Here is a 12696-nt window from a genome sequence, read left to right on the forward strand (position 1 = left end):
AACACCACTTTTTGCTTCGACACTCTGCTTTTCGGTTTTCATCCGGCTGATGAACGCCACTTTTCTCTTCGTCGCTCTGCTTTTCGGTTTTCATCCTCTTAATGAACACCATTTTTCTCTTCGACACCCTGCTTTTCGGTTTTCATCCTCTTGATGAACGCCACTTTTTGCTTCGACACCCTGCTTTTCGGTTTTCATCCTCTTAATGAACACCATTTTTCTCTTCGACACCCTGCTTTTCGGTTTTCATCCGCTTGATGAACACCACTTTTTGCTTCGACACTCTGCTTTTCGGTTTTCATCCGGCTGATGAACACCACTTTTCTCTTCGTCGCTCTGCTTTTCGGTTTTCATACGCTTATTAAAGTTAAAACCAATTGATATTCCCACGAAAAAACAGCACAAAAATAGGCTGCCCTCATTTAGATAGTTAGTCTTTTCATATAAAGACTAACTCAAATAGGACAGCCTATTTATCTACTTTATTTATACACTGCTTATTCGCCTAAAAGTTCCTTAAAACGTTCTTTCGACTCTTTTTCATCAAAACTAGAAAAAATTCGAAAATGATCTTCATCAATTATCCGAAAATGCTGACTAATGATATTCTGTTGAAGAATAAATCCGTTCTTTTTTTCTACTTCTCTCCACCATACTTTTCCACCCATGGTTTTCTCTTTTCGATAATCCATTCCATCTCGAGCAACGGTTTCTAATACCTCTAACGGTTCATTACCAAATAAAAAGCGAACTGTTTCTGTCTCTCTAAAAAGCGCGCAAACAGCTACTACAGTAGACCAACCTGCGTATAATCTACCTTTCTCAATTTGCACCAAGGTCTTTTTTGATAAACCAATAACCTCGGCCATCTTATCTTGGGTATATCCCGCTTCTGTGCGTATTAATCTCATTTTTTCTGATACACTCTCAATAATTTCTTCTCTAGTCAAAGTTTCTTCATTCCCTTATTAGTTATGTGTAATTTTACACCATTATAAATATTATAAGCTTCCTTTGCATAAATATCAATTTAAAACTATTAGATATTCAAAATTATTCATTGTTTATTTATTCACAATTTAAAAGAAAAAGCCCTTGCTTTCCTAAATCAGAAAACAAAGGCTTACTCTTATGATAGATTATAGTTCGCTAATGAATCTTTTAATTCCTCATTATTACTCTTCATTATTTCTGCTGTTTTTGCAACATTTCCAATAGCAGAGGTTTGCTCATCTGTGCTAGAAGCAATTTGTTCCACCGCTGCAGCTACAGACTCTGATACTTCTGACACCTTGGCAATGGAACGAGAAATATGATTATTTTGCTCTACAACTCGGTTTAGTTCTACCGTCATTTCTTTAACCGCTTCAATATTATTGATAACAGCTTTTGCAATCGCAATAAATTCTTTTTCTGTATCCTTCACCGCTGTATCTAACGCCGCTGTTTGGTTTGTCGTTTCATAAATCGACATAACCGTACTTTCCATTTCCTTTTCGATATTTTGAATCATATCTTGGATTTGTTTAGTTGCGGCATTTGTCTCTTCTGCTAAATTTCTCACCTCATTAGCAACTACAGAGAAGCCTTTTCCGTGTTCACCAGCTCTTGCCGCCTCAATACTTGCATTTAAAGCAAGAAGATTTGTTTGTTCTGCAATTCTATTAATGGTGGAAGTAATTTTTGAAATATCTAGTACTTTCTGGTATAAACTGCTTATTCCAATACTTACATCATTTGTCGACTTGCTTGCATTCTCATTACATATTTTCAGAGAATTAATCGTCTTTTGTCCATTATGCGATGCTTCTTGTGCATTTTCAGTCGCTTGTTTTATGATTTGATTTTTCGCTTCCATATTATCAATCGAAGTAGTAAGACTATCTATCTCTCTTTTTACTTCTTCTAATTCGGACGCCTGGCTAACAGCTCCCTCAGCAATTTCAGCCATTGCTCTGCCAATTTCCTCGGAACTTGCCAATGTTTCTTCCGCAATAACGGAGACGTCACTTGCTTGACTCATTCCATTTTCATTCACTGTTTTTAAATTTGATACCAGAAAAGAAAATTTTTCCTGTAATTGATCAATAGACCGACTTAGTTGACCAATTTCATCTTTTGAATTGTAGCTATATTCAACAGCTAAATGCCCCTGAGACAACTTATTCACTTTGTCACTTAGGCGGGATAATGCAGTAAATTTGCTTTTCATTAGAACATAAAAAACAAATGAACTTAATAAAGTAAATATAACAACTGCACCTATTATGATTAAATAATGGCTGGATGTGTACGTTATTGCTGCTTCTATGTTTTCGTTTTTTGCAACATAAAATCCAACAAATGCACTAATTAATGTACTAATCAGGATGAGCACATTCACTACAACGAGCAATTTCACTTTAAAACTATCTTTCTTTTTCATTACGAAACATCCTCTCTTCCACCGTCCATATTAAGGGGCATTTCTAAGCAAATACCCATTTTAAAAAAACGCTTTCACTGATAATAGCGTATACATTAGGTATGCCATGGTTATGTCTCTATATCTTTTATATCGGTAAATTTTACCCATTTTCAAGTCTATATTTGCAATATTTTATAAAAAGCGCTGCAATTTTTTCGGAAAGCACTAAGCCTAATATACCGCCTAATTTTCACTGAATAGCTTTATTTCATCCGTTTATGAGCCAAAACTTTTTCTTCGCATAAAATACAACGATATCTCCTTCTTAGAAAATTAGAAAGGATGAAAGATGTTGTTTAATATTTTTGTAGATCAACAGATTAGATTGCGACTATTAGAGGTAAAAGACTCCAATGAACTTTTTCAAATCGTTAATCAAAATAGGAAGTATTTAAGGGAATGGCTTCCATGGGTAGATCAAATAACCTCTCCCTATCAATATCAAAACATTATTCCATTATGGGATAAACTTTTTACGGAACAAACGGAACTAAATGCAGGCGTTTTTTTCCATGGAAAGCTAGTAGGTATGATTACCTTACAACAAATTGATTGGGCTAGCCGCAAAGCAAGCATTGGCTATTTTTTAGCTGAGGATGCTCAAGGACATGGAATCATGACGAAGGCTGTAGCTGCTATGCTGAATTATGCTTTTTATTATTTAAAGTTAAATCGAATTGAAATACAATGCGGGGTAAGAAATGTAAAAAGCCAAGCTATTCCTGAAAAGCTCTCCTTTACGAAGGAAGGAATTATAAGAGATGGCGAATTTCTTTATGACCATTACCACGATTTATATTCCTATAGTATGCTGGCAAGAGAATGGGCAGCCAAATATTAATTTCCACGTCTATGCCTGGAATGAGGATGATAACAAAATAAGTTAAATCCTCTCCCCTCTTCACTCCTACATTTTATTTTACGAAGGAAAAGGTTTAATATAATAACATAGAAGATTTAAAATACGAAAATATGGATAAATACTTCTTTGATAACAAATGAATGGTGATGAAAGAAATAATGCTTGGAATGCAACTACTATTAATAGTCATACTAACCGCTTTTTCAGCCTTTTTTGTGGCAACAGAATTTTCTATCGTTCGCGTAAGACCTGCTAAGATTGAACAGCTTGTAGAAGAAGGACATAAAAATGCCCTTTCTGTAAAAAAAATTATTGAAAATATGGATAGCTATCTATCTGCTTGTCAGCTAGGAATAACCATTACCTCTTTAGGATTAGGCTGGTTAGGCCAACCAACGATTTTAAAATTGATTCAGCCTTTAATGAAAGAAGTTTCTGTTCCAACTGCTCTGTCACAAGGATTAGCGTTTGCTATCTCTTTTTCCATTATTACATACATTAATGTGGTGATTGGGGAGCTTTTTCCAAAGTCTGTCGCTATTATACTTACAGAAAAAATCTCATTATTAGTAAGTAAACCACTTATCTGGTTTTACAACCTCATGTATCCCTTTATTTGGATCTTAAATACATCGTCAAGACAAGTAGCAAAATTATGGGGAATTACGGATCCAACTGCCAATAATGATGCATTATCGGAGGAAGAGCTACAAATTGTACTGAAAGAAAGTTACAAAAACGGTGAAATTAGTTTATCTGAGTATAACTATGTTAATCGCATTTTTGAATTTGATAACCGGTTAGCAAATGAGATTATGATTCCACGTACAGAAATGATCACATTATCTGACAATATATCGATGGAAGAAGCAATAAATATCATTCAAAGAGAACGGTATACTAGATATCCTCTTACCAAAAAGGAGGATAAAGATATCATCATCGGTTTTATTCATATAAAACAACTACTCACTGACTGGATAAAAAATAATGTTGAAAATAAAACATTATTGGACTATGCTCAACCCATTATTCATATAATGGAAGCCACACCTATACAAGCTGTTTTTTTAAAGATGCAAAAAGAAAGATCCTCTATTGCCATTCTTCATGATGAATTTGGCGGTACTGCGGGTCTTATTACAGCAGAAGATATATTAGAGGAAATTGTCGGTGAAATTAGAGATGAGTTTGATGAAGAGGAAACACCGCTTATTCAAAAAATAAATGATCATCACTATATTCTTGATTCCAAGCTTCCAATAACAGAAGTAAACAACCTGCTATCACTTTCAATCGATAGAGACGAACTTCATACACTTGGCGGCTGGATCTTATTTCAAAACCCCAATTTTAAAAAAGGGGAAACCCTCGAATATAATGGATATATATTTAAAATTGACAAAATGATTCGCCAGCATATTTTCACTTTTGATGTTCAAAAAATTCCATCACCTTTAACTTAAAAAGATAATTCCCTTTTATCATTTTATCTTAACTATTACGATGAAACTTTTGTCCAGGCTATGGTTTCATCGTAAAACCTACTACTTCTTCCTCTGTAACGAAAAGGAATTAAGTGAATAGAGTACATGAATATTCCTTTTTCTTCATATATTTTTATTGTAGACAGAAAATTTAAACAAGTTAGCGTTATCATGGTTTGACTTGATAGTTTGGCTTACCGTATAATTGATAATAAAATTAAACTAATGTGAGGTGGTATAATGGGATTGTTTATCTAAATGAAGAACTTCATGCCCCTTCTTTCTTTAATACGATTATTATACTAACTCATACAACAGACCTCGTTTATTAAGAAAAATAGATAACACAACGAAAAGTGGCTTACTTAATGTACATTGGATTCTTTCAATCTGAATTAATCAGGAGGTGACTCCTTACTCGGTATACGAGATAAGGAAATTTATTTGGACATATTTAACTTGGTTATAATAGCCATTTTAATTGCTTTGACTGCTTTTTTTGTAGCTTCAGAGTTTGCTATTATTAGAGTTCGTAGTTCAAGGATTGATCAGCTTATAGAGGAAGGCTATAAAAATGCCCTTTCAGCCAAAAAGGTTACAAGCAATCTTGATGAATATTTATCTGCCTGCCAACTTGGCATAACCGTTACCGCCCTTGGTATTGGCTGGATTGGAGAAGAAACTTTACAGCATTTTTTATCGCCTTTGCTTCAAATCATCCATGTTCCTGAAAAAGCCATAACCGTTTTATCCTTCTCTTTAGCCTTCACCTTTATTACTTTCTTACATGTAGTAGTAGGGGAGCTGGCTCCAAAAACATTTGCTATTCATAAGGCAGAGAAAATTACTTTATGGGCAGCAAAGCCTTTAATCCTATTTTATAAAGTGCTCTATCCCTTTATCTGGTCTTTAAATGGTTCTTCCAGAGTCATTACAAGAATGTTTGGACTTAAGTCTGTTTCTGAACACGAATTGGCTCATACGGAAGAGGAACTACGTATTATAGTATCGGAAAGTTATAAAAATGGGGAGATTAATCAATCCGAATTTAAGTATGTGAACAACATATTTGATTTTGATGATCGCATCGCCAAAGAAATTATGGTACCTCGAACAGAAATGATTTCACTTGAACAATCAAGCACATTAGATGAATTACTCCATCTTATTCAGCAAGAACAATTTACTAGATATCCGATTACTGATGGAGATAAAGATCATATTATCGGCATGATTAATGTGAAAGAGCTAATGACAGAATTATTAAAAACAAAAGATTTAACAACGAGAACATTAGAACCGTATATAAGGCCAGTTATTCGAGTGATAGAAACGTATCCGATTCAAGATTTACTATTAAAAATGCAAAAGGATCGTATCCATATGGCAATATTAATGGATGAATATGGCGGAACATCTGGGTTAGTAACAGTAGAAGATATTATTGAGGAAATTGTTGGAGATATATGGGATGAATTTGATAGTGATGAAATCCCTACCATTCGTACAATTAAAGAAAATCACTATATATTGGATGCTAATTAATGAAGTAAATGCTTTACTTCAAATAGACATAAACGATGAAGTAATCGATACATTGGGTGGCTGGATTCTTACCTCCCATTATGAAGCTGCTGAAGGGGATATCATTGACTACAAGTCTTATTCCTTTAAAATTTTAGAGATGGAAGAACATCATATTAAATATGTGGAAGTGAAAAAATTACCCGCAACCATGGAGCAACAACAAACAAAGCATATTACGATGAAGCAATCTGTTCCTTCCCCTTCCTCCGAAGCTGAAATTGTATCATAATATCTATTTAGCCTTTACCTCGAATATCTGGTAAAGGCTAAATTTTTTCTAAGATAGATGGGTTATCCTGCTTTTAAGCATGGAAACACCCTCTCGTTAATCATTCACTTTCGATTCATCAAATTTATAGCCGACACCCCAGATAGTATGAATGAATGGCTGCTCTTTCGTGCCAATTTTATTTCTTAACCGCTTAATATGGACATCTACCGTTCTTTCATCTCCATAGAACTGATAGCCCCAGACTCGATCTAGTAACTGCTCTCTAGTAAAAACCTGTTTTGGGTTACTAATTAGATAATAGAGCAGATCAAATTCTTTCGGTGTCAAATTAGTAAGGACTTGATCATTGTATACCACTTCTCTCGTTTCCTTACTGATTTTAAAATGCTCGGTCGTAAGCGATTTATCATCCACTTGATTTGTTGTTTCTTTTTGATATCTTCTAGTCACGGCTTTAATACGGGCCATGAGCGTCAAGGGGCTAAAGGGTTTTGTTACGTAGTCATCTGCTCCCATCTCTAGTCCAAGTACTTGATCTGATTCACTGTCTTTTGCTGTGAGCATGATAATCGGAACCGAACTAACCTCTCTAATTCTTCTACAAATCGTAACACCCTCCATACCTGGTAACATCCAATCAATGATGATAATATCCCAGTTCTGGTTTTCCAAAAAGAAGTCTAACGCTTCTTTTCCATTATGAATGAATTTACCTTCATATCCTTCCTTTAGGAAAAACATCTCTAACATAGAGCAAACACTTTCATTATCTTCGATTACGAGTATTTTCATCCTAACACTTCCTATTTACTAGCGTACCTTCATTTTATATCTATTATAGCAGATGTTGTTAGAAACTATGATACCCTCGTAGCTAATGAAGAGAAAAAATATGGAATCTAAATAGAAGTTTTATATGGAACTGATTGTTAAAGTTGGGATAGCAATGTTTTTGAATTTTCAAATCCAATTTCCTATTCTATTCAATAGAAGTCTTAATGAATTAGCGAAAAACAAATCTTTGCCCTATCTGCATAAAAATCTTTTCATTTGTAATAAACTAATAGAATAAACTATTCTATTTAATAACACCAAGTATAAAGGAGTTATTGAAATGATTCATTCCCTAGCTATAACGAAGAACAACCAACTAATCCCTGACCTATCGATTGAAGAAATTTTGGATGGAGATTATAAATGGTTTTGGGTAGACTTTGATCAGCCAACCGACAAGGAAATCGAGAAATTACGTCATCCATTTGCGTTTCATCCCTTATCAATAGAAGATTGTCTCCATAATTTACAACGACCTAAAATTGACTATTTTGAAACGTATACTTTTTTTGTCACCCATTGTCTAAATCCCAAAACAGTAAAAAAAGACGAGCTTAATATTTTCTTAGGGGAAAATTTTATTGCCACCTTTCACCTTCATGCTTCCGTTGAAGTAAATGCTGTAAAAAAATTATTAACAAATGAAGATATTGGCACTTGGACACAATATACGGTTCTTTATCAGCTATTAGATCATCTTGTGGATAATTATTTTCCAATTGTTTATGAGATTGAGGATTCCTTAGCAGAGATTGATGAAAATCCTACCAATAAAACAATGGAAGTATTGCTTGATGAATTATTTTCGACTAGGCATCACCTTCTCTCCTTACGTCAATCTGTTGTTCCAATGAAAGATTTGGTATATAAAATGATTAATAACGAAAAACTAGCTGCTCTCTTAATGAAAAGAGAATATTATTCTGATATTTATGATCACTTATTAAAAATCAGTGAATTGATTGAATCGAATCGAGAATTGACGACAGATATAAGAGATAGTTATCTATCCTATAATTCTCATCATTCCAACAGAATTATGCAAATCCTTACCGTCATAACAACTATTTTTATGCCACTTAGCTTTTTAGCCGGGTTATATGGAATGAACTTTGTAAATATGCCTGAGCTCCAATGGAAATATGGATATTTTATCCTTTTGTTTCTAATGGCAAGTATTGGAATAGGGATGTTTATATTGTTCAGAAGAAAAGGCTGGTTTAAGTAAAGCGCTTTTTTTCCTCACATTTTACTGCTTTTATTATTAAAAGCAGAGCTTGGACGCATATATTTTAAAACTATTATGATAAAATAGAATTATCTATCTATTCTTTTTTTATTGCACGATTTTTTACATAGAATTTCTTATATTGGGGGGATTGATGATGGAGTCATCAAATGTACAAACAGAGGCTTTTCTAGAAAAACCACAGCATAAAATTATGCCAAAAAGAGTTTTAGCAAGCAGGATATTTTTCATTATTATCGGCAGTATTTTAATGGGAGTTGGCATTGAAGAGTTTCTCGTTCCAAATCAAATATTAGATGGAGGAATTGTTGGAATCTCCATTATTCTATCCCACTTATCTGGAGCAAAGCTTGGTTATTTTATCTTTCTACTTAATATTCCCTTCTTCTACATTGGCTACAAGCAAATTGGTAAGACCTTTACCTTATCTACCATGCTAGGCATCACCGTTCTTTCTCTTACTACGATTTTATTGCATGATGTACCGGTATTTACGTCTGATTTACTTCTCGCAACTGTTTTCGGTGGTATTATCCTCGGCATTGGGGTTGGAATCGTTCTTCGTTTTGGTGGCTCTCTTGATGGAACAGAAGTATTAGCTCTCCTATTTAGTAAAAAAAGTCCTTTTTCTGTTGGTGAAATCATCATGTTTTTTAATGTCTTTATCTTTATATGCGCTGGATTTGTTTTTTCCTGGAATCGGGCTATGTATTCATTAATCGCTTATTTTATCGCTTTTAAAGTAATTGATATTGTAATAGCTGGCTTGGATGAATCAAAATCAGTTTGGATTATTAGTGATCAGTCAGAAATTATCGGAGAAACGATACTTGCCAGACTTGGACGCGGTGTCACTTATTTGAAAGGAGAAGGTGCCTATACAGGTGATACAAAAAAAGTTATTTTTTGTGTCATTAATCGCTTAGAAGAGGCAAAACTTAAAACAATTATTGAAGAATTAGATTCTACTGCTTTTCTTGCAATTGCCAATATCTCGGAAGTTCGTGGTGGTAGGTTTAAGAAAAAAGATATTCATTAAAATATTTTTATTTCTTCAACGCCTAAAAAACAAGGTTTAACTCGTTTTTTAGGCTCCCTCTTTTTTCTACCTTCATCTATTACTCCCCCTTTATGTTCAGTTTTTTTAGCCAAGTGGAAAGAGAATTATAAGGAATAGGTTTAATTCTCTCCGTTTTTGTAAAAAATTTCATTTGATAGGAGGATCAGAGTTGCGAAAAAACATAACCATTTCCATCTTAACATTATCATGCATTGTTTGTTTGTTATGGTTAATTGGCTTAGGATGGATATTAGTTGACTATAACAATCATCCAGATACACCTCTTCAAACAATTGGTCAAGAACAACAAAAAGAGATAGAAGCAGATGGCGTACGCCTTTTAGCTCTAGGTGATTCTCTAACTCGAGGTACAGGTGATGATACTGGCAAAGGGTATATTGGCTATCTAAAGGAATCTTTGGCAGAAAAAACCGAAGCGGAAATTACGATTTCTAACTATGGAATAAAAGGATTAACCACCGATCAATTGGCCGTTCAATTAACAAAGCAAGAAATACAAAGACAAACAGCAAATGCTGACCTTCTCTTTATTACAATAGGTGGAAATGACCTTTTCCAGGGTGGACAATCCCTCACTGAAATAGAAGAAGATTCTATTTCTAAATTGCTGACTACCTATTCTAAACAACTGAATGTTGTACTGACAACGATTCGCTCTGTTAATAAAGACGCACCCATCTATTTAATAGGCTTATATAATCCTTTTAATGATTTGGAAAATAGTGCATTAACCTCTCAGATAGTCCGAACTTGGAATAATGCTACAGCTGAAATATGTGCTAATTACCCTCGAGCCATTTTTGTGCCAACCTACGATATATTTCAGCAAAATGTTCAGCAATATTTATATTCAGATCATTTCCATCCGAATAAGAAGGGCTATCAGCTGATGGCGGAACGTGTCGCATCCCTTATCTCCTGGGAGGTAAATGAAAATGAGTGAGATTACATTATCTGTTCAACACTTGACCAAAAGAATTGGAAAACGAGACATTATTAAAGACATTAGCTTTGAATTAAAAAGTGGAGAAGTATTTGGGTTTCTTGGACCCAATGGAGCTGGCAAAACGACGACGATTCGAATGCTAGTTGGATTAATCAAACCAACCTCTGGCCAAATATCCATTTGTGGTTACGATGTAAAAAAGGATTTTTCCAAGGCTATGGAGCGCTTAGGCTGTATTGTAGAAAATCCAGAATTATATCCTTACTTAACTGGTTGGGAAAATCTACAATATTTTGCCCGAATGTTAACAAATACAGAAGATAAACGAATTACAGAGGTTGTAGAATTAGTAGGATTAACAGATCGCATTCATGACAAGGTAAAAACGTATTCCCTAGGTATGCGTCAACGACTTGGAATTGGACAAGCACTATTAAGCAAACCCAAAGTTTTAATACTAGATGAGCCAACCAATGGATTAGATCCTTCTGGAATTAGAGAAATGCGCCAATTTATTCGTTTTCTTGCGAAAGAGGAAGGTCTAAGTGTATTAGTATCGAGCCATTTATTAAGTGAGATCCAACTATTATGTGATCGAGTATCGATTATTTTAAACGGAAAAATCATCCACACCGAATCGGTACAGACCCTACTAACACAAAGCGAGAAATTAATTTGGCGATTTACTCCTTTAGAAAAAGGTGTGGAAGTCTTGAAAAAACTGTCTCCTTCTGTCCTTATTCAGGAGGATATCGTAATCACCCCTTTTTTAGAAGACGAAGTTTCCAATTGGAGTCGGTCATTGATGGAGGAGAATGTAGATATTAAAGAAATGAATCGACAAATCCCGTCTCTTGAGCATCTTTTCTTAGAGCTTACTGGAGGTGACTCCTCCGGTGAATAAACTTATCTATAATGAGATGCTAAAATTGGTCAAAAGTAAGCGATTATTAGTTGTAACAATCATTATCGGTATCATGATTACGATGTTTACCTACGCTCAATACCGAGAAATGGAAAATGTCAAAAAAAGAATCGGAGATACCGATTGGCGAGTCACGTTACAGCAATCCATCGTTGATATGCAAAATAGAATTGGTTCTAGTGGTATATCGGAAGAATTTCGCTCTCAATTAAAGGTTCGAATTGATCAAAGTCAATATTATCTCGATCATAATATTAATCCACAAGATCCAGGTGCTCCGACCTTTTTAAGAGTATTTCTTGATAATTCCATTCAGCTCCTTCTGCCTTTAATGGTAATGATTATTTCAGCTGATCTAGTTTCATCCGAAAAGAGTCTCGGTACCATTAAACTTTTGCTAACAAGACCGGTAAGGCGATGGAAAATCCTTTTAAGTAAATATATAACGCTTATTCTGTCCGTTTCCTTTATCTTATTTATCTTTGGATTGTTTTCTTATCTTATTTCTGGCCTATTCTTTGGATATACTGGGTGGACCGCTCCCATCTTAACTGGTTTTACCGTGGAAGCTGGTGAATTAAATACTGCCAATGTCCACCTAGTCCCACAATGGCAATATATTTTAATGATTTTTGGACTCGGTTGGTTTGTATCTATTGTAGTAGGTACACTTTCCTTTATGTTTTCCGTTCTCATTAAAAGTACAGCGGCTGGAATGGGAGCAATGCTTGCATTCTTAATTTCTGGTTCTATCATTAGCTCAATAGCATCTTCTTGGGAAGCCGCCAAGTACTTTTTTATGGTGAATCTACGATTAACAGACTATCTGCAAGGAAATATTCCACCAATAGAAGGAATGTCCCTTCCATTTTCCCTCATTGTTCTTACTATTTGGGGAGTCGCTGGAATTGTTATTTCGTTCCTTGTCTTTACGAAGAGAGATATATATTAAAGAAAAGCCATAAAAAAAAGTAAAATGTACCCTATAGAGTAGACACTAAAAAAAAGTCTACCTGTAGGGTACTT

Annotated in this window: 10 protein-coding genes and 1 pseudogene; 8 read left to right on the plus strand and 3 right to left on the minus strand. The window is 34.5% G+C overall.

Features of this window, described 5'->3' with window-relative positions; translation table 11 throughout:
• Window positions 1–497: 497 nt before the first annotated feature.
• The gene (locus tag RTL21_RS21990; RefSeq protein ID WP_312099155.1) at window positions 498–950 is read right to left on the minus strand and encodes a helix-turn-helix transcriptional regulator; all 453 of its coding nucleotides are present in this window, start codon (window positions 948–950) and stop codon (window positions 498–500) included.
• Between the two features lie 179 nt (window positions 951–1129).
• On the minus strand, window positions 1130–2425 hold the full coding sequence (locus tag RTL21_RS21995; protein ID WP_312099157.1) for a methyl-accepting chemotaxis protein: 1296 nt from the start codon (window positions 2423–2425) through the stop codon (window positions 1130–1132).
• Window positions 2426–2759: 334 nt separating this feature from the next.
• Between RTL21_RS21995 and RTL21_RS22000 the strand changes: the two genes are divergently transcribed.
• From RTL21_RS22000 to RTL21_RS22010, 3 genes and pseudogenes are all read left to right on the plus strand, one after another.
• Window positions 2760–3308, plus strand: coding sequence for a GNAT family N-acetyltransferase (locus RTL21_RS22000; RefSeq protein ID WP_312099159.1), 549 nt, complete (start codon window positions 2760–2762; stop codon window positions 3306–3308).
• A 167-nt stretch (window positions 3309–3475) separates the two neighbouring features.
• On the plus strand, window positions 3476–4795 hold the full coding sequence (locus RTL21_RS22005; RefSeq protein ID WP_312099171.1) for a hemolysin family protein: 1320 nt from the start codon (window positions 3476–3478) through the stop codon (window positions 4793–4795).
• Between the two features lie 465 nt (window positions 4796–5260).
• Window positions 5261–6632: pseudogene (locus RTL21_RS22010) on the plus strand (hemolysin family protein).
• A 96-nt stretch (window positions 6633–6728) separates the two neighbouring features.
• Here RTL21_RS22010 and RTL21_RS22015 read toward each other — a convergent pair.
• Window positions 6729–7427: a winged helix-turn-helix domain-containing protein gene (locus RTL21_RS22015; RefSeq protein WP_312099161.1), complete on the minus strand. Its 699-nt coding sequence runs from the start codon at window positions 7425–7427 to the stop codon at window positions 6729–6731.
• Between the two features lie 322 nt (window positions 7428–7749).
• Here RTL21_RS22015 and corA point away from each other — a divergent pair, with 322 nt between their 5' ends.
• The 5 genes from corA (at window position 7750) to RTL21_RS22040 (ending at window position 12622) form a co-directional block, all read left to right on the plus strand.
• Window positions 7750–8697: a magnesium/cobalt transporter CorA gene (gene corA / locus RTL21_RS22020; RefSeq protein ID WP_312099163.1), complete on the plus strand. Its 948-nt coding sequence runs from the start codon at window positions 7750–7752 to the stop codon at window positions 8695–8697.
• Between the two features lie 214 nt (window positions 8698–8911).
• Complete coding sequence (locus RTL21_RS22025) at window positions 8912–9757, plus strand: YitT family protein (RefSeq protein WP_312099173.1); 846 nt, start codon at window positions 8912–8914, stop codon at window positions 9755–9757.
• A gap of 190 nt (window positions 9758–9947) precedes the next feature.
• Window positions 9948–10742, plus strand: coding sequence for an SGNH/GDSL hydrolase family protein (locus tag RTL21_RS22030; protein WP_312099165.1), 795 nt, complete (start codon window positions 9948–9950; stop codon window positions 10740–10742).
• The gene (locus tag RTL21_RS22035) at window positions 10735–11649 is read left to right on the plus strand and encodes an ABC transporter ATP-binding protein (RefSeq protein ID WP_312099167.1); all 915 of its coding nucleotides are present in this window, start codon (window positions 10735–10737) and stop codon (window positions 11647–11649) included. The genes RTL21_RS22030 and RTL21_RS22035 overlap by 8 nt, the downstream gene beginning before the upstream one ends.
• On the plus strand, window positions 11642–12622 hold the full coding sequence (locus RTL21_RS22040) for an ABC transporter permease (protein WP_312099169.1): 981 nt from the start codon (window positions 11642–11644) through the stop codon (window positions 12620–12622). Before RTL21_RS22035 ends, RTL21_RS22040 begins: the two co-directional genes overlap by 8 nt.
• The last annotated feature ends 74 nt before the right edge of the window (window positions 12623–12696 follow it).

The sequence above is a fragment of the Niallia sp. genome (genome assembly GCF_031978665.1).
GTDB lineage: Bacteria > Bacillota > Bacilli > Bacillales > Cytobacillaceae > Niallia.

Bases quoted from the DNA above. Each gene is read 5' to 3' on its own strand.
- corA (WP_312099163.1), top strand. From the start codon at position 7,750: ATGATTCATTCCCTAGCTATAACGAAGAACAACCAACTAATCCCTGAC.
- RTL21_RS22005 (WP_312099171.1), top strand. From the start codon at position 3,476: ATGAAAGAAATAATGCTTGGAATGCAACTACTATTAATAGTCATACTA.
- RTL21_RS22035 (WP_312099167.1), top strand. From the start codon at position 10,735: ATGAGTGAGATTACATTATCTGTTCAACACTTGACCAAAAGAATTGGA.
- RTL21_RS22015 (WP_312099161.1), bottom strand. From the start codon at position 7,427: ATGAAAATACTCGTAATCGAAGATAATGAAAGTGTTTGCTCTATGTTA.
- RTL21_RS21995 (WP_312099157.1), bottom strand. From the start codon at position 2,425: ATGAAAAAGAAAGATAGTTTTAAAGTGAAATTGCTCGTTGTAGTGAAT.
- RTL21_RS22025 (WP_312099173.1), top strand. From the start codon at position 8,912: ATGCCAAAAAGAGTTTTAGCAAGCAGGATATTTTTCATTATTATCGGC.